The organism is Neisseria sp. P0001.S005 (genome assembly GCF_051963715.1).
In genome coordinates, this window is sequence record NZ_JBQCTZ010000711.1 from 1 (window position 1) to 388 (window position 388).

A 388-nucleotide genomic window follows, 5' to 3' on the forward strand; every position below is an offset into this window, starting at 1 on the left:
AAGGTGAGGCTGGTAGGAAAATAATTACGAAATATACTAGGTATGGGACGGTATTATTGGCTGTATTGCAAAGCTTTTGGGCTGCATCATCTGTTTATCAACGAGGTGTTGTTGTAACGACTGCGCTTGAGTTTTATATTTCTACAGTAGTCTGTTTGGTTACAGGTACTATGTTTCTGATGTGGTTAGGAGAGCAAATTACCGAGCGTGGTATTGGTAATGGTATTTCTTTAATCATTACAGCAGGCATTGTATCGGGTATCCCATCCGGTATAGTTCAGTTGTTAACTTTGTCTGAACGTTCTATGTTTATGGCGGTATCAATTGTGATTGGTATTTTGCTGTTGATCTATGCTGTAGTTTATTTTGAGAGTGCTCAGCGTAAAGT

At 38.9% G+C, this 388-nt stretch carries 1 pseudogene; it reads left to right on the forward strand.

What is annotated here, in order from left to right:
* Window positions 1-388 (forward strand): annotated as a pseudogene (secY, locus tag ACTHSP_RS22505) (preprotein translocase subunit SecY); the annotation flags it as partial.